Here is a 24,287-nt window from a genome sequence, read left to right as displayed (position 1 = left end):
AACGAATAATTACTCTGACCCCTTTTTCATGGCGCTTGGTGCGGGGTGGTCAGGCGGACGACCAAGGCACGCACCCTGGGAGCGAGGACCAAGATCAGGGGGAAGGCGATCGGCCAGGCGACCGCGAAGCTCCGGGCCCAGGCCAGCAGGTAGCCGGCGTCGAGCCCGCGGTTCACGGCAGTGATGATGCCGGACATGATCGCGGCCATCAGCAGCGACATCAGGAACGAGAACGCCAGGTTGGCGTGCCGCGGCGGGATCCTGAAGCTCACGGCGACGCCTGGCCCCCGAAGGTCTTGCCGAAGAAATCGCCTTCCTTCCACGCGGGGCGGGTGTCGGCGTTGCCGACGCGGCGGCCGATTTCGGCGTTCAGGCGCGCCAGCATCGCCGCGCTGGGGTAGTGGATCGACAGGTCGGTCTCGTCGCTGGGCTGGTGGTAGTGGCCGGTGAGGAAGTCCTCGTACAGCGCCAGCGCGTCGATGTCCGGGTTGCGCGCCTTGATGCCCGCGTCCAGGTACACCGCCGGGATGCCCTGGCGCACGAACGCGTACTGGTCGGAGCGCACGAACACCACTTCCTCCGGCTTCGGGTCGGCCGTCAGGCCCACGCCCAGCTGCGCGGCGGCGGCCTGCACGTCGGCCTCGAGCGTGGAATGCTCGACGCCGATCGGCACCACGTCGGTCACGTCGGTGAGGAACACCGGCATGTCCATGTTGATGTTCGCCACCAGCGACTCGCGCGGCACCGTCGGGAACTTCGCGAAGTAGTCGGCGCCCAGCAGACCCCGCTCCTCCGCCGTCACCGCCACGAACAGCGCCGAGCGCTTCGGCTTGGTCGTGTCGGCCTGCAGCTCGGTCGCCGCCTGCAGCATCACCGCGATGCCCAGCGCGTTGTCGAAGGCGCCGTTGTAGATGCCGTCGCCGTCCACCTCGGCGCCGATGCCGATGTGGTCCAGGTGCGCGCTGTAGGCGATGTGCTCGCCGGCCAGCACGGGGTCGGAGCCTTCGATCTTCGCGACCACGTTCACGCTGTCGACGCGCTTGAGTTCGGTGGCGCCGGCCAGCGTTACCCGGCCCGGCAGGTCGAAGGATTCCAGCGTGCCCTTCTCGCGCCGCTCGAAGATCTCGTCCACCGGCATCGGCGCACCGGCCAGCAGCTTGCGGGCACCCTCGACGCCGAGGCTGGCCGTGGCCTTGAGCTCCGGCCAGGCATCCACCGGCTGGCCCTCGGCGTCCACCAGGCGCATGCCCGGCATCTGCCAGTTGCGGGCGCCGCGCGCCCACGGGTACTTGGCCTCGTCCACCGGGTTGCCGAGGCCGATCGCACCGACCGCGCCGCGCTCGGCCAGCTGGCTCATCTTGCGCAGGCCCGAGGAATGGTAAGCGCGCTGGGTGTTGCCGAAGGTCGACGGCGCGCCGGAGAAATACACCGCCACCTTGCCGCGCAGGTCCACGCCTTCGAAGTCGTCGTGGTCCAGCTCCGGCGCATGCACCGCCTGGCCGACGAAGACCAGCGGCGCGTTCACCACGTGGCTGCTGGCGTTGAAGTTGAGGCCCGGCAGGAAATCGTCCTGGAACGCGAAGCTCAGGTCGCCGTCGTCGCGCTGCACGGTGAAGGCCGCGCCTTCGCGCACGCGCCGCGCCTCGAGCAGCGGCACCTTCTGGAAGTAGCTGCCGTCGTCGCCGGCCGGCGCCAGGCCGATCGCCCGGTAGCGGCTGGCCACGTAGCGCGCGGCCAGGTCGTAGCCGCGGGTGCCGGCCGCGCGGCCCTCGAGCAGGTCATCGGCCAGGAAGGCGACGTCGGCCTCGATGCGGCGCGCGCCGTCCTCGGTCGAAGGCGCCGGCGCCGGCGCGACCGCGGTGGGCGGCGTTTCGGGCGCGCCCGAACAGGCGACGAGCAGGCAGAGGGCGAGCGGGGCAAGCGTGAGGCGCATGGGTCGGGCTCCAGGAAGGACGGCCGACGCTAACACCGCCGGCGCCGCCGTGGAATGATGGCCGTGTCGACAACGGGAGCAGGCGCATGGCGGGAACCGGAACCATCCAGGCCCCGGGACGGGGCGAAGGCTGGCTGATCGTCGCCATCGTGCTAGGCGCGCTGGCCTGGTCGGGCATCGCCCCGCAGGACCGCCTGACCTGGGTGCTGGAGGTGATCTGGGTGGTCATCGGCCTGCCGCTGGTCGCGCTGGCCTGGGGCCGCTTCCCGCTGACGCGCCTGCTGGCCTGGCTGCTGGCCGCGCACGCCCTGGTGCTGATCTACGGCGGCGCCCACACCTATGCCGAGACGCCGCTCGGGCTGTGGGCAAAGGACGCCTTCGACCTCTCGCGCAACCACTACGACCGCGTCGGCCATTTCTTCCAGGGCTTCGTCCCGGCCATCCTCGCGCGCGAACTGCTGCTGCGGCGCACGCCCCTGCTTCGCGGCCCGTGGCTGAACTACCTCGTGGTCGCCGCGGCGCTGTCGTTCAGCGCCTTCTTCGAGCTGATCGAGTGGTGGGCGGCGCTGGTGTGGGGCGGCGAGGCCGATGCCTTCCTGGCCACCCAGGGCGACGTCTGGGATACGCAGTGGGACATGTTCCTGGCCCTGTGCGGCGCGATCCTGGCATTGCTGCTGCTCGGCCGCCGGCACGACCGCCAGCTCGGCCCCGGCTAGCGCGGCGGACCGGGCTCCCAGCCGCTCATCGCGTCGGCCATCACCAAGTTGCGGCCGGCGTTCTTGGCCGCGTACATGGCGCGGTCGGCCCGCTGCAGCAGCTGCGAGAAGTGCCGGTCCATCGGCGCCAGCATCGCCACGCCGATCGACAGCGTGGCCGCGCGCCGGCCCTCGGCCAGCTGCAGCGGCCGCGACGCGAACCCGAGCCGGATGCGCTCGCCGGCGCTCACCGCGCTGGCGCTGTCGGTATTGGGCATCAGCACGATGAACTCCTCGCCGCCCAGCCGGCCCAGCACGTCCTCGGTCCGCATCTCGGCCCGGATGCGCGCCACCGACTGCACCAGCGCCTGGTCGCCGGCGGCATGCCCGAGCTCGTCGTTGATCCGCTTGAAGTGGTCGATGTCGATCACCAGCACCGCCAGCGGCATGCCGTGCCGCCGCGCCGCGGCCATCGCGCGCGCGCCCTGCTCCTCGATCGCGCGCCGGTTGTAGCAGTCGGTGAGGTAGTCCACCCGCGCCGCGCGCTCGAGCTCGCGCTGGCTGCGTTCGGTGCACATGAGCAGGAAACCCACGGTCGCGATGACGGGCAGCACGCTGCCCACCGCGTAGGTCAGCAGCTGCACGTGGGTGATCTGGAACACGCCGGTGACCAGGCCCGGGTCGATCACCAGCGCCCCGGCGCGATAGAACATGATGCCGGCCGCCAGCGCGAACACGCCGCCTGTGACCAGGCGGATCGGGCCGCGTCGCTCGGCGTGCCGGAACACGGTCCAGGCGCTGTAGCCGAGCAGGCCGCCCAGCGTCAGCGAGATCGCGATCAGCCGCAGCGTCAGGTCCGGCGCCACCACGCCCCAGTACACCGAGATCATTACCGACAGCAGCACCAGCGCCGACAGCAGCCAGCGCGTGGATGGCGCCCGGTAGAACAACCGCACCGCGCGCGCATACGCCGCGAACGCGAGCGCGATGCAGGCATTGGCCAGCACCGTGCTGATCCAGGGATCGAGCTGGTCGCGCAGGCTCAGCATCACGAAGCCCGCCGGCTGCAGCAGCGTCGCCGCGACCCAGTGGAACAGGCTCGGCCGGTACTCGGCCGCCAGCGAGCGCCCGACCACCAGCAGCACCATGCCGATCATCAGCGTCAGCAGCGCGCCGACCAGCAGCGCCGAGCGGATGTCGAACAGCCAGGAGGTCCCCATGACGGGGGCTAACGCGCCGCGGCCCGGCGCGAGGCCAGCCAGTCGCGCAGCGCCGCGGGCGCCATCGGCCGCGCCAGCAGGTAGCCCTGGAACTGCGCGCAGCCCAGCGCACGCAGCCGCGCGAGCTGGTCCTCGGTTTCCACGCCTTCGGCCACGCAGTGCAGGCGCAGCGAAGCGGCCAGCGCGACCAGGGCCTGCACCAGCGCGTCGTGGCTGCCCTGCTGGCCCAGCCCGGCGACGAAGCTGCGGTCGATCTTGATCTTGTCCACCGCGAAGCGCAGCAGGTAGGACAGGCTGGAATAGCCGGTGCCGAAGTCGTCCACCGACAGCCGCACGCCCAGCTCGCGCAGGGCCTGCAGGTTGGCCTGGTGCACCTGGGTATCGGCCATCAGCGTGCGTTCGGTGATCTCGAGCTCCAGCCGGTCCGGCGCCAGGCCGTGGCGGTGCAGCAGGCTGGCGATGGACTCGGCGAAATCGGAGCGCGCGAGCTGGGCCTCGGCGACGTTGACGGCGGCATAGAGCGGCGGGCCGCCGCCATCGGCATCCAGCTGGCGCAGTTCGCGGCAGGTGTGCTCGAGCACCCATTCGCCGAGCGCGACGATGGCGCTGGATTCCTCGGCGATCGGGATGAACTCGCCGGGGCTCACCGCACCCAGGCTCGGGCTGTGCCAGCGCACCAGCGCCTCGACGCCGGCCACGGCACCGGCGGCCTCGTCGGAGAACACGGGCTGCAGCACCAAGGTCAGTTCGTCGCCGGCGACGGCATTGCCCAGCTCGCGCTGGATCTCCACGCGCCGCTGCAGGCGGTCGGCCATCTCGGGCGCGTAGGCGATCGCGGCGGTGGTCTGGCGCGACACCGCCTCGCCGTGCGCCAGGTCGCAGGCGTGCAGCAGGTCTTCGGCGGTGGTCGTGGTGCCGGCGGGATCGGCGAGCACGTAACCCAGGCGCGGGTTGAGGCTGTAGCGCTGGTCATCGAGTGCGATTTCCCGCGACAGCGCCGGCCACGCCGCCAGCAGCGAGGCCGCGGCGACCCCGGCCTCGTCCAGCGCCAGCAGCATCTGGTCCGGGCCATCGCGGCCCACCTCGACGCCGTGCCGCACCAGCGCGCCGGCCATGCGCTCGGCGTAGGCCTGCACCAGCCGGTCCACGAAACGCGAGCCGAGCACTTCGCGCAGCGCTTCGGCCTCGCGCAGGGAAATGCGCGCCACCAGCGGCCGCGCACCCGGCGCCCCCAGCCGTTCGGCAAGCCGCCGCACGAAGCCCTCGCGGTTGAGCAGCCCGGTCGCGGCGTCGTGGCTGCCCAGGAACTCGGCGCGCTCCTCGGCGCGGCGCCGGTCGGTGACGTCGAGCGCGAAGCCGCCCGCGAGGCGCTCGTGGTCGGCATCGATGGGAAAACGGTAGACGTCGTACTGCGCGGTGCCGCCTTCGGCGAGCGGGCCGGTCTCGAGGCTGCGCGTCGCCTGCCCGGTAGAAATGAGTTCGGCGTTGTGCAGCCGGTACATCGAGCCCTGCAGCGCCCCGAACAGGGCATCCAGCGACACCGGCTCGCCGCTGGCGGCCACCCGGTCGCCGCCCAGCGCCACGTAGCGCCGGTTGTACAGGCGCGCGACGCCCTGGTCGTCGGCGATCCAGGCCGGCCCGGGGATCTGCTCGAGGAAGGCCGCCAGCATCCGCTGCCGTGATTCCAGCGCCTGCTTGCGCTCGATCTCGGCGGTGATGTCCTCGGCGCTCAGCGCCACGCCGCGCGACCAGGGCACCGCGATCTGGCGCAGCCACTTGGCCTTGAGCGTGGGCGACTGGATCGGGAACTCGTCCACCACCGACCGCTTCTGCAGGAACAGCTCGCGGTAGTGCTCGAAGTAGCCGTGGGTGCGGTTGACCGGGAACAGTTCGCAGATGCTGCGCCCGATCATGTCGGCCGGGTCCATGCCCACCAGCCGGCCGCCCTGCTCGTTGACGTGCGCGAACACGAAGTCGACCACGTCGCCGGAATCGTCGAACACGGCCTCGTTGATGAACAGCGCATTGAGGTTGCCTTCCGCCGCCGCACGGAACCACTCCTCGCGCCGGGCCAGGTCGAGCTCGGCCTGCTTGCGCGCCGAGATGTTCTCGCTGGTGACGACCACGCCGTCCTGGATCGGCACGATCTGGTGCCGCAGCCAGCGCATCTCCGGCGGGTGCTCGGCGACCTCGAACTCCTCGACCAGCGGCTTGCCGCTGGCCATCACGTCGCGGCACTGCTGCAGCACGATCTCGACGCGGCTGGGCGGCACCGCCTGGCGCAGCGTCAGGCCGGCCAGGTCATGGCCGCCGAGCCGAAGCAGCTCGGCGCCCAGCGGATTGGCGAACAGGCAGCGGAAATCAGCGATCGCGCCGTCTTCGGCGCGCAGCGGCTCGAGGATGTAGATGGCGTTGAGCGCGCTGTGGGTCGCGCCGCGGAACCACTCGGCCAAGCGGGAGGCGTCGGGGCCCGCGGCCTCCGGGATACCGGCGACACCAGCGATACCAGACAACACCGGACCGGACATGTCGACTTCCCCGAGGATGCGCCAGTCTGCGCCCCGGCCGTGGCGGCGCGCTAGGGGTGGCTTCGCGGATCGTCGGCTGGATCACGCTCCGGTTCGCCGCGCGGCCGGAACGGCAGCACCACGCCGGTGGGCTCGGCCGGGCGCTGCCACAGCACCGGCACCTCGCCGGGCGAAGGCAGTTCGAGCTCGGGATCCGGCGCCGGCTCCTCCGCTTCGTCCTCCCAGCTGTAGCGCGGCCGCGGCGGCTGCGGGTCGGCCCGGCGCCAGACGAAGGCCGCCAGCACGCCGGCGATGGCGCCGCACAGGTGGTACTCCCAGGAGATGCCGGCCTCGCGCGGCAGCACCGTCAGCAGCATGCCGCCGAAGAAGAAGAAGGCGATGAAGCCGGCCGCGATCGCCGCCTTGTCCCGGCGCAGCACGCCCAGCGTGAACAGCAGGAAGCCCAGCCCGTGCGTGAGGCCGCTGGCGCCGAGGTGGAAGGACGGCGCCTGCCCGATCACCCAGGTGCCCAACCCGGACAGCAGCCAGATCACCGGCAGCGCCCGCAGGCCGGCGCGCGGGTACACGGTGCCCACCAGGGTGCCGAGGATCAGCAGGGCCGAGCCGTTGGCCAGCCAGTGCCCGGCCGAGCCGTGCAGCAGCGGTGCGGTCAGCACGCCGAGCAGGCCGGTGGGCGACTGCGGCGACAGCGTGAACGGCCGCAGGTCGCCCAGCCAGGGGCCTGCGAAGAAGATCGCGCCGAGCGCCGCCACGAAGGCCATGCTGGCCAGCAGCGCGCGGCGGAAGCGGTGTCGGACCGCGGCGGCGTGGTCCCGGGCTAGTTCGTCCATCGGCACTAGGTGGGGGCCGCCGCCGGCCGGGGCAAGCCCGGCCTCAGGCGGCGCCGGCCTCGCCCTTGGGCTTGATGACCAGGCTCAGCACCATCGCCGTCACCAGCGTCGCGCCGACCACGCCCAGCGACACCGCCACCGGGATCTTGAAGATGTCGATGATCAGCATCTTCGTGCCGATGAACACCAGCACCAGGGCCAGGCCGTAGGCCAGCAGGTGGAAGCGGTCGGCCATGTCGGCCAGCAGGAAGTACAGCGCGCGCAGGCCCAGCACCGCGAACACGTTCGAGGTCAGCACGATGAAGGGATCGAGCGTGATCGCGAAGATGGCCGGGATCGAATCCACCGCGAAGATCACGTCGGTGATGGCGATCATGACCAGCACCACGAACAGCGGCGTGTACTTGCGGCGCCGGCCCTCGCCGATCCACAGCGCCTCGCCGTGGTAGCGGCGGATCAGCGGCAGGTGGCCGGTGATCCAGCGCAGGATCGGGTTCTTGTCCATGTCCGGTTCCTGGCCCACCGCCCAGAACATCTTGATGCCGGTGAACAGCAGGAAGGCGCCGAAGATGTACAGCACCCAGTGGAACTTGGCGATCAGCGCCGCGCCCACGAAGATCAGGATGCCGCGCAGGATGATCGCGCCCAGCACGCCCAGGATCAGCACCCGCTGCTGCGACTTGGCCGGCACGCCGAAGTAGGTGAACAGCATCAGGAACACGAAGATGTTGTCGACCGCCAGCGCCTTCTCGACCAGGTAGCCGGTCAGGAACTCCAGCGCGATCCGGTCGGCCTCGGGCCCGGGCAGGCGGCCCTGCAGGTACCACCACAGCCCGGCATTGAAGACCAGGGCGAGGGCGATCCAGGCCGCGGACCACAGCAGGGCTTCGCGGGTCGAGACCTTGTGCGGGCCGTTCTGGCGCAGCACCAGCAGGTCGACCGCCAGCGCGGCGAGCACGAAGGCCGTGAAGACGACCCACATCAGGGGGGTGGCGATGGTTTCCAAGCGATTCTCCGGTGTCGAGCTGCCTCGACCGTTGGCGTGCGCGCCATCCCGGGACGGGACGACCTTCGCCGCTGGCGGGCGAAGGTCTCGCTCGCAGGCCCGTCGGGCCTGCCTGCCGTACCGGGGCTTTGGACGAGGGTCCGGGCCCGTGATGACGATATCGGCAGCGGGAGCTACTCCCCTTCTACGGGGCAGAGTCTGGCATGAACGGTGAACCGGGTGTCAATCACGGTTCCGGCCGGGCAAACCGCGTTAGGTTACTGTGGCGGCGATGGGGTTGGAGGAGGCGGGGATGGGCCTGGATGTTCGATCGGTGATGCTGGTCGGGGTGCTGCTCAGCGCCCTGACCGTGCTGTTGCTGACCCAGGCCGGCCGGGGCTTCCCGGACGAGCGCCGCCGCCACCTCAGGCTCTGGAGCGTCGGCCTGCTGCTGCATCCCGCGGCCTGGGCCCTGCTGGCCGGCCGCGGCGAATTGCCTGACGTGGTCTCCATCGCTCTCGGCAACGGCCTGCTGCTGCTCGGGTTCGCCGAGATGTGCCGGGCCGTACGCGGCTTCCAGGGGCTGCCCGAGCGGCGCCTCCTCTGGTGGGGCGCCGTGTGGATGGCGGTGTCGCTGCTGGTGTTGTTCAGCGCGTACTGGCCGAACTACAGCGCGCGGGTCTTGGTGAATTCGGCCTGCGCCATGACCCTGCTTGGCGCCATTGCCTGGGCCCTGCGGCCGGCGATCGTGCAGGGTGGCTTCACCGCCGCCCGGCTCACCGGCGCCTTCGCCGCGCTCGGCGTGCTGGTGGCCGCCTGGCGCTTCGGTGAGCACGTCCTGGCGCCGCGCGCCACCGGCAGCCTGCTCGACGCCAGCACCAGCGACCTGGTGGTGTTCGTCTACGCCTGCGTTGGTGTGATGTTCCTGAGCCTGGGCTTCATCCTGATGCACACCGAGCGCGCCTACGATGACCTGCGCAAGCTGGCCACCGTGGACGCACTCACCGGCGTGCTGGCCCGCAACGGCCTGACCGAGCAGGGCGCGCGCCTGATCGCCGAGTCCCGACGCCACGGCCGTCCGCTGTCGCTGCTGCTGATGGACATGGACCAGTTCAAGATGGTCAACGACAGCCTGGGCCACCAGGCCGGCGACCACCTGTTGCGGCACCTGGCCGAGCGCGCGCGGCTGGTGCTGCGCGGCGAGGACGTGCTGGCCCGGCTGGGCGGCGACGAGTTCGTGGCCCTGCTGCCCAGCACCGACCTCCAGGGCGCCCGGGTGGTGGCGGAACGGTTGCGGGACGGCATCAACCACGCCCACATGCGCTTCCAGGGCCAGGAAGTGCCGGCGCCGCTGTCGATCGGCGTGGCCCAGCTGCGGGACGACGACGAGGCGCTCGATGTCCTGCTCAAGCGCGCCGACCAGGCCATGTACCGGGCCAAGCGCGCCGGCGGCGACCGGGTGGAAATGGCCCTGGCCAACTAGCGGGAAGCGCCCCCGGGCCGGCCCCGGTATCATTCGCGCATGAACAACGCCGCCCTGCCCGTCATCCAGCTCAAGATCGAGCGCCGCTCCAACCATCCCTGGATCTTCCAGAAGATGGTGGAAAAACCCGTGGCCAAGCCCAAGCCGGGCAGCCTCGTGGACATCGTCGACAACACCGGCAAGTGGGTGGGGCGCGGTTTCTACAACGGCCATTCGCGCATCGCGCTGCGGGTGCTGACCGAAGACCGAAACGAGGAAATCGACGAGGCCTGGTTCGCCGCGAAGATCCGCGCCGCGGTGGCGCTGCGCCGCGACCTGCTCAGGCTCGACGAAACCACCGACGCCTGGCGCGTGGTGCACTCCGAAGGCGACGGCATCTCCGGCCTGGTCGTAGACCGCTACGGCGATCTGCTCGTGGTCGAGTTCTTCTCGGCCGGCCCGTTCCGCTACCGGGAGTGGATCTACAGCGCGCTGCGCACCGAGTTCCCGGGCTGCCGCTTCTACAGCTTCTCGGAAGAGCACGTGCAGAAGCAGGAGAGCTTCGACTTCCGCTCGCCGCCGGCGCCCGAGCCCAGCGTCATCACCGAGCACGGCCTCAAGTTCCGGGCCAGCCCCGGCAGCGGCCACAAGACCGGCTTCTTCGCCGACCAGCGCGACAACCGCGAGTTCCTCACCCGCTTCACCGCCGGCAAGCGCGTGCTCGACATCTGCTGCAATTCCGGCGGTTTCGCCATCTACGCCAAGGCCCGCGGCGGCGCCGACGAAGTGATCGGCATCGACCTGGACGAGGAAATCCTCGAGGTCGCCGAGAAGAACGCGCGCCTGAACGACGCCAAGGTGAAGTTCGTCCAGGCCGACCTGTTCCACTACCTGCGCGATGCGCACCAGCGCGGCGAGCTGTTCGACGTGGTCATCCTCGACCCGGCCAAGCTCACCCGTGACCGCGACCAGGTGATCGCGGCGCTGAAGAAGTACAACGACATGAACAAGCTCGCCATGCAGGTGATCAAGCCGGGCGGCGTGCTGCTGACCTGCTCCTGCACCGGCCTGGTCAGCGAGGAAGAGTTCCTGGACATGATCCGTCGCGCCGCGTTCTACGCCGGCCGCACGGTGCAGGTGCTGAAGGTGGCCGGTGCCGGCGCCGACCATCCGTTCATGGCGCACGTGAAGGAAAGCCGCTACCTCAAGGCCGTGTTCTGCCGGGTCGAATGACCGCCGTTCGCGCCCCCGACACGGCGGCGCTGCGTTAATCGCCGCATGTTCGATTCCCTCGACGCGGTCTGGACCCACGCCTGGGCGCGCCTGCTGGCCGGCGCCCGCAGCGGCGGCGATCCCTTCCACCAGGGCGTGCTGGCCACCGCGTCGCCGGACGGGCCGCAGGCGCGCTACGCGGTGCTGCGCGCGGTGGATCCGGCCGGCGGCACCGTCGCCTTCCACACCGATCGCCGCAGCCCCAAGGTCCTGCAGCTGGCCTCCGACCCGCGCGTGGCCTGGTGCTTCTTCGGGCACGGCGAACAGGTGCGGTTGGCCGGCACGGTGGTGCTGCACCACGACGACGCCGGCGCCGAGGCGGCCTGGGCCGCCAGCCGGCGGTCGTCGCGGCAGAACTACGCCGGGCTGAACGCGCCGGGGAGCCTCGTGGGTGAGCCGGGCGAAGGCGGGCCGCCCGGCCTGGGCGCGCCGCCGCTGGACGCCGCGGCGCTGGACTTCGCGCGCGCCAACTTCGCCGTGGCCCGCCTGCAGGTGCAGTCGCTGGACTGGCTGTCGCTGTCGGCGCAGGGCCACGTCCGCGCCCGTTTCGACCGCACGGCGGACGGCTGGCAGTCGGCCTGGGTCACGCCTTAGCCGGCGCGGCGTTCGGCTAGACTGCGCGCCTCCCACCCGGACCCTCCCGCTTGGACGCACCCGCCCCCGTCGCCGCGCCGCCCGGCCGTCGCGCCGCGCTCGCCTTCATCTTCATCACCGTGCTGGTGGACGTGCTGGCCTTCGGCGTCGTCATCCCGGTGCTGCCGGCCTTGCTCAAGCAGGTCACCGGCGGCGAGATCGCCACCGGCACGGTGTGGCACGGCCTGTTCGCGACCGGCTTCATGCTGATGCAGTTCTTCGCCTCGCCGGTGCAGGGCGCGCTGTCGGATCGCTTCGGGCGGCGGCCGGTGATCCTGATCTCGAATGCCGGCCTGGCGCTCGATTTCCTGATCATGGCGCTGGCCAACACGCTGCCGATCCTGTTCATCGCGCGCCTGCTGGGCGGCGTCACCTCGGCCAGCTTCAGCACGGCCAATGCCTACATCGCCGACGTCACCGCGCCGGCCAACCGCGCGGCGGCCTTCGGGCGGCTGGGCATGGCCTTCGGCCTCGGCTTCACGCTGGCGCCGGTGGTGGGCGCGTGGCTGGGCGCGATCGACCTGCACCTGCCGTTCTACGTGGCGGCGGCGCTGTGCGGCGCGAACTTCTGCTACGGCTATTTCGTGCTGCCCGAGTCGCTGCCGCGCGAACGCCGCTCGGCCTTCGACTGGCGGCGCGCGAACCCGCTGGGCGCCATCAAGCTGCTGCGCGGCCACCCGGAGCTGTTCGGCCTGGCCGGCGTCAGCTTCCTGATGGCGCTGGCGCACCTGGTCTACCCGATGACCTTCGTGCTGTACGCCGACTACCGCTTCGGCTGGAACGGTCCCGACGGCCTGCGCATGATCGGTTGGGCCCTGCTGCTGGTCGGCGTGCTGAGCGTGATCGTCCAGGGCGGCCTGATCGGCCCGATCACCCGCCGCCTCGGCGACCGCCGCACGGTGCTGCTGGGCGCGGCGATGGGTGGCCTGGGCTTCGTGCTGTACGCGCTGGCGCCGAACGGCTACTGGTTCTGGGCGGCGATGCCGGTCGCGGCGCTGTGGGCGATCGCCGGCCCGGCCGCGCAGTCGCTGATGACCGCGCGCGTGGGCCCGGAGGAACAGGGCCGCCTGCAGGGCGCCATCGGCAGCCTGAACTCGATCGCCGGCATCCTCGGCCCCACGCTGTTCACCCAGACCCTCGCCTTCGTGGCCGCCAACAAGGTGCAGGGTCCGCTGGCCGGCGCCACCTTCCTGCTCGCCGCCGCGATGGTCACCACCGCCGGCCTCCTCGCCTGGCAAGTCACCAAAGCACGCGGTTAAAGACCCCGTTCTTAGACCCCGTCGTCATGGGGGGCGGGCGTAGGATGGGGACCTGACCGGAGGAAGCGCATGGACAAGCCCAGCAAGGAAGAAGCCGAAGCCGCCGTGCGCACCCTGCTGCGCTGGGCCGGCGAGGATCCCTCGCGAGAAGGCCTGCTCGACACCCCGCGCCGCGTGGTGGATGCCTACGGCGACTGGTTCAGCGGCTACGGCGAGGACCCGCGCGGGTACCTCGAGCGCACCTTCGAGGAAGTGGCCGGCTACGACGAGATGATCGTGCTGCGCGACATCGAGTTCGAGTCGCACTGCGAGCACCACATGGCGCCGATCATCGGCAAGGCCCACATCGGCTACCTGCCGCGCGGCAAGGTGGTGGGCATCAGCAAGCTGGCGCGCGTGGTCGAGGCCTACGCCCGCCGCTTCCAGGTGCAGGAGAAGATGACCGCGCAGATCGCCCGCTGCATCGAGGAAGTGCTGCAGCCGCGCGGCGTCGGCGTGGTGGTGGTGGGCGCGCACGAGTGCATGACCACGCGCGGCATCCACAAGCGCGGCGTGAGCATGGTGACCTCGAAGATGCTGGGCGATTTCCGCGACGATGCCCGCACCCGGGCCGAGTTCCTGCGCTTCATCGAGGTCGGCCCGGGCCGCTGAGGGCGGCAAGGTGGCGGTAACACGTCCGATGCCTATAATCGCCGCATGAGCGACCCCCGCGCCCAGCTGCAAGACCTCCGAACCCGCATCGAGGCCGCCCCGGCCCTGCCCGAGCGCGCCGACTGGCTGGCCCGGCTCGACGCCGCGCTGCAGGCCCTGGCCGCGAATGCACCGCCGGCCGCGCAGCTCGAGCGCCTGCGCCAGGACGTCGAGGACGCCGAGCACGCGCGCGACGCCGCCAACCTGCAGCGCATGAAGGTCGCCGGCCAGCTCAACACGCTCCAGAAGGCCCTCGCCGCGGCGGTGCCCCAGGTCGACGCAAGCAAGGACGCCCAGAGCGACGCCCTGCGCCGCATCGAATGGCTGGCCAACCACGGCGGCGCCGACCCGGGCGCGGCCGCCGCCGCCAAGAGCGCCGAGATGGAGGCGCCGATGCCCGGTCGGGCGGTGCTCGAAGCGGTGATCGCGGGCCAGCGCAAGTTCACCAAGCAGCAGCTGGAGTTCTCGATCGCCGAGGCCATGGTCCTCACCGGCTGGCAGCAGACGCCGCTGGAGCTGATGGAACAGGGCGAGCCCTGGCTGGCCGAGCTGATCCTCAAGAACCAGGCCGCCTCGGTCTGAAAAGCGGTACCGGGTTCATTTTCTTTCTCAGTGAGACTGAGTCTCAGCGAGGAAGAAAATGAACCCGGTACCGCTTCCGTCAGCGAAGGTTCGGGTAGCTGAACGGCACCAACGCGCAAGTTGGCTATTGGCGCCACAACGGAGTATCCCTGTCGGGCCATTTGGTAAATCCCCCCACAGAGGTTCGCCATGAAAACCCAGATCAAGACCGTGCTGTCCGCCACCCTGCTCACTGCGCTGCTGGGCGCCTGCGCCAGCACCGGCGGCTATTCGTCCGCGCCGCCCCCGCAGGGCGAGGAAGAAGGCATGAACCGCACCCAGAAGGGCGCCATCATCGGCGCCGTGGCCGGCGCCGTGGCCGGCCTGCTCAGCGGCGACGATGCCACCGAACGCCGCCAGCGCGCCCTCGTGGGCGCGGGCGTCGGCGGCCTGGCCGGCGGCGCCATCGGCCGCTACCAGGACAACCAGGAGCGCGCCCTGCGCGAGCGCATGGCCGGCACCGGCGTGGAGGTCGTGCGCGACGGCGACAACATCACGCTCGACATGCCCGAGGCGATCACGTTCGGCTTCGACAGCTATGCGCTGCGCCCGGGCTCGTACACCGTGCTCAACCGCGTCGCCGACACGCTGAAGGAATTCGACCAGACCATCGTCGAGGTGGCCGGCCATACCGACAGCGTGGGCTCCGCCGCCTACAACCAGAAGCTCTCGGAGCAGCGCGCCCAGGCCGTCGGCAACTACCTGACCAGCCGCGGCATCAACGGCGAGCGCCTGATCATCACCGGTGCCGGCGCCAACCACCCGGTGGCCAGCAACAGCACGGAAGCCGGCCGCGCCGAGAACCGCCGCGTCGAAATCACCCTCGTCCCCATCCGCTCCTGACCCAAATAAACCAGGTTCATTTGAATCAAATGAACCAGGTTGATTTGCCCTGAGCCAAAAGCCGTACCGGGTTCATTTTCCTCCTCCTTGAGACAGGGTCCCAGGGAGAAAGAAAATGAACCCGGTACGGAGTTCGCATCGCGGGCCGGCCGGCTGGTCTAGAATTCCCGGAGCGCGCGGCCCGGGTGGGGCCGGCGGGGGAACCGGATGTACCTCAAGCAATTCTTCGGCGATGTCAGCAGCCCGCACCCGTGCGTGAACTGCCGGGGCGACGAGACGCTCGACTTCAACGTGCGCATGGCCTTCCAGCCGATCGTCGACGTCGACACGCGCAGCATCTGGGCCTACGAGGCGCTGGTGCGCGGCGAACACGGCGAAACCGCCGCCGACGTGATCGCCCGGGTGCCGCCCGACAAGCTCTACCGCTTCGACCAGACCTGCCGCGTGCTGGCCATCGACACCGCCGCGCGCCTGGGCATGGTCACGCGCCTGTCCATCAACTTCGCGCCCAACGCGGTGTACGAACCCGCCACCTGCATCCGCCTGACGCTGGCGGCCGCCGAGCGCTGCGGCTTCGACCCGCGCCAGCTTATCTTCGAAGTCACCGAGTCCGAGAAGATCCGCGATGTGCCGCACGTGGTGCGCATCATCAAGGACTACCAGGGCCGCGGCTTCCTCACCGCCATCGACGATTTCGGCGCGGGCTACGCCGGCCTGAACCTGCTGGCCGAGTTCCAGCCGGACCTGGTCAAGCTCGACATGGCCCTGATCCGCGGCCTGGACCAGGACCGCGTGCGCCGCTCGATCACCAGCGGCATCGTCGCCACCTGCCGCTCGCTGGGCTGCGAAGTGCTGGCCGAGGGTGTCGAGACCGCGGCGGAATACCGCGTGCTGCGCGACATGGGCATCACCCGCTTCCAGGGCTACCTGTTCGCGCGGCCGGCCCTGGAAGCGCTGCCCGTGATCGTCCCGGAAACCTGGGACGCGCTGGGCGCCGCGTGACGCACTACGCGCTGCGCTGCGCCGACGACGTCGTCACCCGCTATCGCGTGCATGTCGGTGACGCCGCGGTCGGCGAGATCCGCCACGAACAGATCCACGCCGATTCCCTGCACATCGGCACGCGCCGCTACTGGCTGGTGAACGAGGACGCCGAGCGCGGCACCAGCTACCTGGCACGCTTCATAGGCCGGTTGCGCCCGGACCGCACCTACGCGCTGCGCGATGGCGAGACCGAGCTGGCGCGTGCGCGCCGCCACTGGTCGCTGTTCGGGCGACGCGACTGGATCGAGTTCCGCACGCCCGGCGACACCGCCGCGATCGAGGTCACGGCCCGCGGCCTGCTCGCCGGCGACATCCGCCTGCACCGCGCCGGCGCCGAGCTAGGCACGATGGCGATCACCGGCACCTGGCGCGAAGGCGTCACCCTGCAGGCGCCCGGCCTGACGGTTCCGCAGGCCACGCTGCTGATGCTGGCGGTGCACCGCGCCTGGGGCAACGTGCCCCGCACCCATCCCGAATTCTCCTGAGGTCCGCATGACCGAACCCGCCCCCATTGACCCGGCCGCCGACGCCCGACGCCGCGCGCAATCGGCCGCCAGCCAGCGCCGCTACCTGGTCACCATCGCGGTTTTCACCCTGCAGGGGCTGCTGAGCGTGGCTGGCGGCGCCTGGGCCGCGCGCGTGGCCGACGACGGCAGCGGGACGATCGGGCTGTATGCCGGCGTGGCCTCGGCGCTCGCCTTCGCCGGTGCCGTGGGCGCCGCCTATGTATTTCGAATGACGGCCGGCACCGTGCTGGCCATCGTCGGCCTGCCGGGCGTCCTCCGGAAGATCACGGCCTCGCCGCCGCCGCCGCCCGGGCCGCCCGATCCCGCGGACCGGCGCCGGGAAATGCTGCTGCACCTGTGCACGGCCGGCGTGCACACCGTTGTGCTGCTGGCGCTGTTCCTGGTCGTCGCGGCGGGCGTGGCCCTCGCCGGCCCCGCCGGCTTCCCGCTGCTGGCCGCCCGCTTCGCCCTCGCGGCCGCGCTGCTCAGCCTGCTGACCTGGCGCTCCCTCCAACTCCCCTGGTAAAAAAAAGCGGTACCGGGTTCATTTTCTTTTTCGCTGAGACGGTGTCTCAACGAGAAAGAAAATGAACCCGGTACCGCGTTTTGTCTTGCTCAGGCGCGCCAGCGGGCGAGGAGGTCGGCTTCGCGGGCCTTGGCCTTGGCGAAGTGGGCTTCCTTGACGTGGCCGAAGCCGCGGATGTGCTCCGGCACCGAGGCGATCTCGGTGGCGAGGTCCACGTTGCCGGCGTCGAGCTTGCCCAGCAGTTCCTCGACCGTGTTGGCGTAGTCGGTGATCAGCTGGCGCTCCATCCGGCGCTCCTCGGTCTTGCCGAACACGTCGAAGGCCCCGCCGCGCAGGAACTTCAGCTTCTTGATCAGCTTGAAGGCCGTGAAGATCCACGGGCCGTATTCCTGCTTCACCAGGTGGCCGTCGGCATCGCGCTTGGAGAACATCGGCGGCGCCAGGTTGAAGTGCAGCTTGTAGTCGCCGTCGAACTGCTGGGCGATGCGCTTCTGGAAATCACCCGAGGTGTACAGCCGCGCCACTTCGTACTCGTCCTTGTAGGCCATGAGCTTGAAGTAGTAGCGGGCCACCGCCGCGGTCAGCGCGGTCGAGCCATCGGCCTTGCGCGCCTCGGCCTGGCGCACCTTGTCCACCAGGGCGACGTAGCGGCCGGCGTAGGCCTTGTCCTGGTAGTCGGTGAGGAACTTCACGCGGCGTTCGATCAGCTCGTCGAGGGACTGGCTGATGGTCTCGTCGTCCAGCGAGTCGGCCATGGCATTGGCTTCTGCCGGCGCTTCCACCAGGCCGGCGGCTTCCAGCACCGCCTGCGGGTTGATCGCCGACAGGCGGCCCCAGGCGAACGCGGTCTTGTTCATCTCGATCGCGGCGCCGTTGAGCTCGATCGCGCGCTCGATGGCCTCGAAGCTGATCGGCACCAGCCCGCGCTGCCAGGCCACGCCCAGCATGAACAGGTTGGTGGCGATGGCGTCGCCCATCAGCGCGGTGGCGATCTCGGTGGCGGCGACCTGCAGCGGCTCGCGGCCGCCCAGCGCGGTGCGGATGGCCTCGACGATGCCCGCGGCCGGGAACTGCATGTCCGGCTGGCGGGTGAACGGGCCCGGCATCGCCTGGTAGTCGTTGATCACGACCTCGGTGCGGTCAGCGCGGATCTTCGACAGCGCCCAGTAGTCGTTCACCACCACCATGTCGCAGCCGAGCACCAGGTCGGCTTCACCGGCCGCGATGCGCACCGCGTGGATGTCGGCCGGCGTCTTTGCGATGCGCACGTGGGTGGTGACCGCGCCGCCCTTCTGGGCCAGGCCGGTCTGGTCCAGCACCGACGCGCCCTTGTTCTCGAGGTGCGCAGCCATGCCCAGCAGCGCGCCGATGGTCACCACGCCGGTGCCGCCGACGCCGGTGATCAGGATGTTCCAGGGCTGTTCCAGGTCGCCGCGGATCGTCGGCGCCGGCAGGTTCGCCAGCAGGTCCTTGTTGCCCGTGCCCTTGCGCTTGCGCAGCCCGCCGCCCTTGACGGTGACGAAGCTCGGGCAGAAGCCCTTCACGCAGCTGAAGTCCTTGTTGCAATTGCTTTGGTCGATCTCGCGCTTGCGGCCGTACTCGGTTTCCTTCGGCAGCACCGACACGCAGTTCGACTTCACGCCGCAGTCGCCGCAGCCTTCGCAGACCAGCGAGTTGATGGCGATGCGCTTGGCCGGGTCCACCATCTTGCCGCGCTTGCGGCGGCGGCGCTTCTCGGCCGCGCAGGTCTGGTCGAAGATCAGCACGGTGGTGCCCGGTACTTCGCGTAGGCGCTTCTGCTGGGCATCAAGCTCGGCGCGGTCGTAGAACTCCACGCCGCTCGGGAAGATCGACTTGTCGCTCCACTTCTCGATGTCATCGGACAGCACGACGATCGTCTTGACGCCCTCGCTGCGCACCTGGTGCGCGATGTCGGGCACGGTCAGGGTGCCGTCCACCGGCTGGCCGCCGGTCATCGCCACCGCATCGTTGTAGAGGATCTTGTAGGTGATGTTCACCTTCGCGGCGATCGACTGGCGGATGGCCAGCGAGCCGGAGTGGAAGTAGGTGCCGTCGCCGAGGTTCTGGAAGACGTGCTTCTCGTCGGTGAACGGCGCCTGGCCGCTCCAGGTGACGCCTTCGCCGCCCATGTGCGTGAAGGTATCGGTCTTCCGATCCATCCACGTCACCATGTAGTGGCAGCCGATGCCGCCCAGCGCGCGCGAGCCTTCCGGCACCACGGTGGACGAGTTGTGCGGGCAGCCCGAGCAGTAGTGCGGCACGCGCGGGAAGTTGGCGCGCGGCGCGGCCAGCTCCTTCTCCTTCGCGCTGATCCACTGCAGGCGGCTGTCCATCTGCTCGCTGCGGAAGAAGCGCTGCACGCGCGAGGCGATCACGCGGGCGATGCGCGCCGGCGTCAGCTCGTTGGTGCTCGGCAGCACCCAGTTCTCCAGCTCGTCGTACTTGCCGACGATCGAAGGGCGATGCTCCCAGTTGTACATGTATTCCTTCATCTGCCGCTCGACGAAGCTGCGCTTCTCCTCGACGACGATGATGTCCTCCAGCCCGCGCGCGAACTCGCGGATGCCCAGCGGCTCCAGCGGCCAGGTCATGCCGACCTTGTAGACGCGGATGCCGATGTCCTCGGCCACCTTGCGGTCGATGCCCAGGTACTCCAGCGCCTGCAGCACGTCCAGGTAGCTCTTGCCGGTGGTGACGATGCCGAGGCGCGCCTTCGGCGAATCCACCACCACCTTGTCGATGTGGTTGGCGCGCGCGAAGGCCTGCGCGGCCTTCACCGCGTACTGGTGCAGGCGCATTTCCTGGTCCAGCGGCGGGTCCGGCCAGCGGATGTTGAGGCCGCCCGGCGGCAGCTCGAAGTCGCCCGGCAGGATGATGTCGAGCTGGTGCGGGTTCACGTTCACCGAGGCCGACGACTCGACGGTCTCGGCAATGGTCTTGAAGCCGATCCAGCGGCCCGTGTAGCGGCTCATGGCCCAGCCCAGCAGGCCCATGTCCAGGATGTCCTGCACGCCGGCCGGGTTGAGCACCGGCATCATCGCGCTTTCGAACTCACCCTCGGAGCCGTGCGGCAGCGTCGACGAGCGGCAGGCGTGGTCGTCGGCGGCCAGCGCCAGCACGCCGCCCAGCCTCGAGGTGCCGGCCGCGTTGCCGTGCTTGAACACGTCGCCGCAGCGGTCCACGCCCGGGCCCTTGCCGTACCACATCGAGAAGACGCCGTCGTACTTCGCGCCCTGGAACAGGTTGGTCTGCTGCGAGCCCCACACCATGGTCGCGCCCAGGTCTTCGTTCAGGCCCGGCGTGAACTCGATGCCGCTGGACTTGAGGTGCTTGCGCGCCTTCCACAGCTCCAGGTCGAAGCCGCCCAGCGGCGAGCCGCGGTAGCCGGAAATGAAGCCGGCGGTGTTGATGCCGGCGGCGCGGTCGCGCATCTGCTGCATCAGCGGCAGCCGCACCAGCGCCTGCACGCCGGAGAGGTAGATCCGGCCCTCTTCGCGGGTGTATTTGTGCTCGAGCGTGTACTCGCGGTCGAGCGGACGTTCGGTCGGGAGGGTGGGGACGGACATGGGCGGTTTCCGGGGCTGGAGCAAAGACTCGGAATTATACCCGGCCCGGGCGGTCCGGCCGGGTGGGGGGCGCGTGAAGCTGTCGGGGTTCACGAGTTCGTGACATATCGGCTCAAGACCCCGCCGGGATCAGGAGTTGGTGTCAGATTCCTCTTGTGGCGGGCTGGATGGCAGCCTTCGCGGCGCTGGCTCGGATGCGGGGTTAGCTCCTCGACCCACCATCTCCCCTGCCAGGGTCATGCGTGTGAAGACCCTACCTATTGCTCCAGCGGGGGGAGGCAGTCCTCAAACGACCGTTGGGCCAGGCTGATTCGGTGCACCAGGTCCTGGCTGCCCGTTGCTATGGCGCATTGCATGGCGGCCAGCACGCTCAGGCCGTTCGAACTCTTGAGTGCACCCACGGCCAGGGGTAGCGGCAAACCGTCCTTGTGCCGGTTCAGGGCGTGAATACCCGAGTGCACGAAGGAGTTCAGGGCCGCCCAGGAATGGGTCCGGAAGTTCTTGAGGGACTGTGAAGCGGCTGGGGGCGCGGCCCGCTCGATGCCCAAGAGCATGTCGTTGGCTTGGGGCAGTCCCTTGGCGCCACGCTCGGCTTCTGCGGAGAGGTCCTGCTCAAGCAAGCGAATCTCGTAGTCCTTGGCCACGTAGCAGACCCAGACGGACCGAAGGGCAGCCTCGTACTGCGCCCTTAGCAAAACGGCGGCCGAGATGCCTAGGCCCATAGCGAGCAGGCTGCGGACCGCCTCCCCATGCTCAAGTGCCAGGGAGCCCGCCAAGGCGGAGGTCCGGAAGCGTGCCTGACCCTCGAAGGGCGGAAGCGCGAATGCCAGCTCAAGGTAGTCCGTCAGCATAGCTGATCGGGACAGGAGGGCCTCGAAGGACGAATCATGGGACTCCATGGGATTGATCTCGGCCCTCGGTCACATTCAGCGTTGATGAGCTCGAGGGTGCATTGGGGCTCCAAGATTGTCCACTGCCGTGGGGATAACATCCTTACTACTAACCGGAGTGATTGACGCGAAGCTGGTGGCGTGGGCGACATCCGACCAGCAGCGGACAGTGTGTGAGATTGTGGTACTACTCTGCGATTCCCACCCCGTCGGGAGGGAAACGGCCAACATGGCAAGTTGTCCAGTAACTTCGAGGATTTGCCCTATTTCCGGAACTGAAGAGCACAGAACTAGGCTGCCTGTGCGTAATCTTCGCCAAGCCAATCAGCCGAGAGATTGAGAGATCAGATGATCAAGATCCAACCACAGTACTTGTCTCTTTCGAAGCTTCTGGACCGCCGGCTTTTTCGCATACCGGACTATCAGAGAGCCTATAGCTGGACGTCGCAGCAGCGCGACGACCTGTTTGATGACCTGATCAAAACCCACGTCAAGGGAAAAGATGAAGGTCATTTCATGGCGGCCTTGGTGTGTCTGCGAAGAGGGACTCAGGAGCTGGGAACGGATGAGTTCCAGGTGCTCGATGTCGTCGACGGGCAGCAACGAATAACAACCCTGATATTGCTGCTCAAGACTATATGTGTAGCGCTTGATTCGAAAGATAAGACACAAAAGAAGCTTCAGGGGGAGCTTAGCGATCTGTTGGTCAAGCCTGACAGCGATGAATTACTGCTGCTACAAACCAACCATGACAGCAGTCATTATTTTTCGGACTACCTCCGCAAGGGCAAGATAGCCCCCGTCTCGAACGCAAATACGACAGCGGATCGCGAGATCCTCTTAGCAATTGAGGATTGCCGTCGGTTCGTGTCCCGGTGGAGGGATAACGTCTCTGATTTGATCGCTCTAGGAGCGTTGCTGAAGAACAGGCTCTACTTCTTGCTTCACGAAATCGAAGAAGAAAAAACCGTATACACGGTATTCGAGGTTCTCAACAGCCGTGGTCTCTCGGTTTCATGGCTAGACCGCTTAAAAAGCATTCTGATGGGCGTGGCATTCGAGTTGCCAAAAGTAGACACCGATTCCCTCATCAAAGAACTCCATACAAAATGGAGGGACATCTATGCTGTCATCGGACTTCGCCAAGGACTGAGCACAGAAGCGCTTCGTTTTGCCGCGACATTGCGCGCCCGCACAGCACCCAGCCGGACAATGAGCGAGGAAGATGCTGTCCATGCATTGCGCGATCTTGCCCTGAATAGCGCCAAGGGGCTGCGTGAAGTCGCATCTTGGCTGTTGGAAGTCACCAAGGCGTCCGACCGCGTGGTTGCCAATCATAGATTGAACGCTGTTACCCGCATCTCCCAAGCCAGGCTCCTAGCAGTTGCTATCAGCCTGCGTGACGACATCTCAAAAGCAGATAAGGAAAAGCTGCTAGCTCAGTGGGAGCGAGTGACGTTCCGGATCTACGGGATGATGGGCAACGATGCCAGAACACGAGTTGGCGACTACATCCGGTTGGCGTGGCAGGTGGTCAATGAGAACCTTTCAAAAGCAGAAATCGGGAGGGGAATTGCAGCGATAGGAAAGGATTTCCCGATCGAAAAGGCCGTTGATGAGCTTCGCAATGCTAATTGCTACGAAGGGTGGGAGGTAGAGCTTCGGTACTTCATGTTCAGGTATGAAGAACATCTATCAAGAAACAAGGGCATGATATTTTCCAAGGATCAGTGGGAAAAAATATGGATGGCAAGCCCTTCCGATTCCATTGAGCATATCCATGCGAAGAGCAAAGCACCGGAGAAGCAGAAGCATCGGCTTGGCAACCTTGTTCTTCTCACACCAAATCTAAATTCCAAACTCAGCGCCAAGCCCGCTAAGGAGAAGGCGGATTCTTATATAAAGACTGGGTTGCTCGTGGCAGGCCGGGTCGGGGCAATGATCAGCAAGAGCGGAGCGTGGTCGAAGAAGGAGATTGAAGCTTGGGAGGGAGAGCTTGTGGCTTGGGCCGAAAAAGAATGGGCTGATTGATGCGGCACCAAATGTGCGCATTTGGCTCTTGCCGGCGACGCAATTACGAAAGGGCGGCATCGTCGACGGTGAAACAGAATTAGGGACAAGCCCTGTTCGGATATTGCTGCCGAGGGCTTTGCCTCGTCACCAGTTCTGCGCCTTGATAAAACTTGAGAGAGGGTGTTATGGCGAAGACCAATCAAGATTACGCCGAAACGGCAAAGACGCCTGCCCAGTGCGATAGCCTCATTGCCAATGCTCTGAAAGCCGGGAACAGCGAACTTGCTTTGTTGGCCCGGAAGAGAAAGATCGTGCTTCAGGCCGCCCAGCACGGTGCAACCAAGCATGTTGAGGTCGAGGCATGGAATGGCATCTACGCCATCGAAGAACACCGCCGTTCTCAAGGAAAAACACACTGGCGTGCCAACTACACCCGCAGGGCCATCGCCAATCGGAATGGCGACATCGTCTCAACTGTCGACGACACGGTAAGCAGGGCCGCGCCGACGGACGGCTTTCAGGAGATGATCGATGCTGGCCTTGAAGAGTTCTTGTGGGAGAGACTAGTGCTTCGCTTCCCCGAGCAGTTCTCGTCCCGGGCAATCGAGCAGGCGCGACTACGGCTCAATGAGTGAAGTACTCGTGCTTCTCTACGATCCATAAAGCCGCCCACAAGAACAGCGGCTTATGTTCCCTGCTGACCCCAACCACTCGATCAGGGTTCGTCAGGCGCACCCAGCGTGTCGCCAC

General features: G+C 68.1%; 21 protein-coding genes. 13 read left to right on the top strand and 8 right to left on the bottom strand.

Features of this window, described 5'->3' with window-relative positions; all coding sequences use genetic code 11:
* Positions 1 to 26: 26 nt before the first annotated feature.
* Complete coding sequence (locus tag N787_RS11465) at positions 27 to 272, bottom strand: DUF2798 domain-containing protein (RefSeq protein WP_211252164.1); 246 nt, start codon at positions 270 to 272, stop codon at positions 27 to 29.
* A complete protein-coding gene (locus N787_RS11460; RefSeq protein ID WP_034214166.1) occupies positions 269 to 1,933 on the bottom strand; it encodes a M28 family metallopeptidase in 1,665 nt (554 codons plus the stop codon). The genes N787_RS11465 and N787_RS11460 overlap by 4 nt, the downstream gene beginning before the upstream one ends.
* Positions 1,934 to 2,019: 86 nt before the next feature.
* On the opposite strand from N787_RS11460, the gene N787_RS11455 reads away from it, so the two are divergent.
* Entirely contained in the window at positions 2,020 to 2,649 is a 630-nt protein-coding gene (locus tag N787_RS11455; protein ID WP_052575416.1) for a DUF2238 domain-containing protein, read from the top strand.
* Here the strand turns inward: N787_RS11455 and N787_RS14460 are convergent.
* From N787_RS14460 to N787_RS11435, 4 genes are all read right to left on the bottom strand, one after another.
* A complete protein-coding gene (locus tag N787_RS14460; RefSeq protein WP_052575415.1) occupies positions 2,646 to 3,848 on the bottom strand; it encodes a GGDEF domain-containing protein in 1,203 nt (400 codons plus the stop codon). The two genes, N787_RS11455 and N787_RS14460, sit on opposite strands and share 4 nt — an antisense overlap.
* Before the next feature lie 8 nt (positions 3,849 to 3,856).
* Positions 3,857 to 6,301: a sensor domain-containing protein gene (locus N787_RS14455; protein ID WP_052575414.1), complete on the bottom strand. Its 2,445-nt coding sequence runs from the start codon at positions 6,299 to 6,301 to the stop codon at positions 3,857 to 3,859.
* Between the two features lie 125 nt (positions 6,302 to 6,426).
* Entirely contained in the window at positions 6,427 to 7,206 is a 780-nt protein-coding gene (locus tag N787_RS11440) for a rhomboid family intramembrane serine protease (RefSeq protein ID WP_034214163.1), read from the bottom strand.
* A 43-nt stretch (positions 7,207 to 7,249) separates the two neighbouring features.
* Positions 7,250 to 8,212 carry a TerC family protein gene (locus tag N787_RS11435; RefSeq protein ID WP_034214160.1) on the bottom strand — a complete coding sequence of 321 codons (963 nt, stop codon included), beginning with the start codon at positions 8,210 to 8,212 and terminating at the stop codon, positions 7,250 to 7,252.
* A 292-nt stretch (positions 8,213 to 8,504) separates the two neighbouring features.
* Here N787_RS11435 and N787_RS11430 point away from each other — a divergent pair, with 292 nt between their 5' ends.
* The 10 genes from N787_RS11430 (at position 8,505) to N787_RS11385 (ending at position 17,047) form a co-directional block, all read left to right on the top strand.
* Complete coding sequence (locus N787_RS11430) at positions 8,505 to 9,674, top strand: GGDEF domain-containing protein (protein WP_034214157.1); 1,170 nt, start codon at positions 8,505 to 8,507, stop codon at positions 9,672 to 9,674.
* Between the two features lie 39 nt (positions 9,675 to 9,713).
* Positions 9,714 to 10,886 carry a class I SAM-dependent rRNA methyltransferase gene (locus N787_RS11425; RefSeq protein WP_034214153.1) on the top strand — a complete coding sequence of 391 codons (1,173 nt, stop codon included), beginning with the start codon at positions 9,714 to 9,716 and terminating at the stop codon, positions 10,884 to 10,886.
* A gap of 45 nt (positions 10,887 to 10,931) precedes the next feature.
* Entirely contained in the window at positions 10,932 to 11,519 is a 588-nt protein-coding gene (locus tag N787_RS11420) for a pyridoxamine 5'-phosphate oxidase family protein (protein ID WP_034214150.1), read from the top strand.
* A gap of 50 nt (positions 11,520 to 11,569) precedes the next feature.
* Positions 11,570 to 12,817 carry a TCR/Tet family MFS transporter gene (locus tag N787_RS11415; protein ID WP_034214147.1) on the top strand — a complete coding sequence of 416 codons (1,248 nt, stop codon included), beginning with the start codon at positions 11,570 to 11,572 and terminating at the stop codon, positions 12,815 to 12,817.
* A gap of 69 nt (positions 12,818 to 12,886) precedes the next feature.
* The gene (folE, locus tag N787_RS11410) at positions 12,887 to 13,468 is read left to right on the top strand and encodes a GTP cyclohydrolase I FolE (protein ID WP_034214144.1); all 582 of its coding nucleotides are present in this window, start codon (positions 12,887 to 12,889) and stop codon (positions 13,466 to 13,468) included.
* Between the two features lie 45 nt (positions 13,469 to 13,513).
* Entirely contained in the window at positions 13,514 to 14,089 is a 576-nt protein-coding gene (locus N787_RS11405) for a hypothetical protein (protein WP_034214141.1), read from the top strand.
* 189 nt (positions 14,090 to 14,278) lie between these two features.
* Complete coding sequence (locus N787_RS11400) at positions 14,279 to 14,971, top strand: YiaD family glycine zipper/OmpA-like lipoprotein (protein WP_034214139.1); 693 nt, start codon at positions 14,279 to 14,281, stop codon at positions 14,969 to 14,971.
* A gap of 207 nt (positions 14,972 to 15,178) precedes the next feature.
* Positions 15,179 to 15,973, top strand: a complete 795-nt coding sequence (locus tag N787_RS11395) for an EAL domain-containing protein (RefSeq protein ID WP_034214137.1) — start codon at positions 15,179 to 15,181, stop codon at positions 15,971 to 15,973.
* Complete coding sequence (locus N787_RS11390) at positions 15,970 to 16,500, top strand: hypothetical protein (protein WP_034214134.1); 531 nt, start codon at positions 15,970 to 15,972, stop codon at positions 16,498 to 16,500. Before N787_RS11395 ends, N787_RS11390 begins: the two co-directional genes overlap by 4 nt.
* Positions 16,501 to 16,507: 7 nt before the next feature.
* Complete coding sequence (locus tag N787_RS11385) at positions 16,508 to 17,047, top strand: hypothetical protein (RefSeq protein WP_034214132.1); 540 nt, start codon at positions 16,508 to 16,510, stop codon at positions 17,045 to 17,047.
* 89 nt (positions 17,048 to 17,136) lie between these two features.
* Here the strand turns inward: N787_RS11385 and N787_RS11380 are convergent, their stop codons facing one another.
* Both N787_RS11380 and N787_RS11375 read right to left on the bottom strand, forming a co-directional pair.
* Positions 17,137 to 20,634 (bottom strand): indolepyruvate ferredoxin oxidoreductase family protein, encoded by a 3,498-nt coding sequence (locus tag N787_RS11380; protein WP_034214129.1) that lies wholly within the window; start codon positions 20,632 to 20,634, stop codon positions 17,137 to 17,139.
* 257 nt (positions 20,635 to 20,891) lie between these two features.
* Complete coding sequence (locus N787_RS11375) at positions 20,892 to 21,533, bottom strand: DUF6988 family protein (protein ID WP_052575413.1); 642 nt, start codon at positions 21,531 to 21,533, stop codon at positions 20,892 to 20,894.
* A gap of 339 nt (positions 21,534 to 21,872) precedes the next feature.
* Between N787_RS11375 and N787_RS14805 the strand changes: the two genes are divergently transcribed.
* Positions 21,873 to 23,555 (top strand): DUF262 domain-containing protein, encoded by a 1,683-nt coding sequence (locus tag N787_RS14805; RefSeq protein ID WP_084590780.1) that lies wholly within the window; start codon positions 21,873 to 21,875, stop codon positions 23,553 to 23,555.
* Positions 23,556 to 23,722: 167 nt separating this feature from the next.
* A complete protein-coding gene (locus tag N787_RS11370) occupies positions 23,723 to 24,172 on the top strand; it encodes a hypothetical protein (RefSeq protein WP_156969016.1) in 450 nt (149 codons plus the stop codon).
* The last annotated feature ends 115 nt before the right edge of the window (positions 24,173 to 24,287 follow it).

It is taken from the genome of Arenimonas metalli CF5-1, assembly GCF_000747155.1.
Classification (GTDB): domain Bacteria; phylum Pseudomonadota; class Gammaproteobacteria; order Xanthomonadales; family Xanthomonadaceae; genus Arenimonas; species Arenimonas metalli.
Note: the sequence above shows the minus strand (reverse complement) of the source record. Positions and strands in the feature narration are given on the sequence as shown.